This window comes from Ciceribacter ferrooxidans, from assembly GCF_004137355.1.
GTDB lineage: Bacteria > Pseudomonadota > Alphaproteobacteria > Rhizobiales > Rhizobiaceae > Allorhizobium > Allorhizobium ferrooxidans.
In genome coordinates this window covers 1-288 of sequence record NZ_SDVB01000075.1, presented here as the reverse complement: position 1 = coordinate 288, position 288 = coordinate 1, and the positions used below count along the sequence as shown (strand labels likewise).

Genomic DNA, 288 nt, shown 5'->3' with positions numbered 1-288 from the left:
TCTTCGTCGCGCCGCCGGACGTCGCCAATCCGGAGATCAGGCCGAAACACCTGATGACCTTCGGCCCTTACCCACGCGCGCCCCTGCCGTTCCCCTCAATAACGGTGGCGAGCCGGAACGACCCTTTCGGCGCGTTCGAACAGGCCGAGGATATTGCGAACGCCTGGGGCTCGTTGCTCCTCGATGCCGGAGAATGCGGCCACATCAACGCCGAGTCCGGCCACGGCCCATGGCCGGAAGGGACCATGGTCTTCGCCCAGTTTCTGGCGCGCCTTTGACGAGGGGTTG

Annotated in this window: 1 protein-coding gene; it reads left to right on the top strand. The window is 65.6% G+C overall.

Annotated elements, in window-relative coordinates:
• Nucleotides 1-278: alpha/beta hydrolase (locus EUU22_RS01870; RefSeq protein ID WP_165351047.1), on the top strand; the 278-nt coding region annotated here is incomplete at its 5' end.
• Between the last annotated feature and the right edge of the window lie 10 nt (nucleotides 279-288).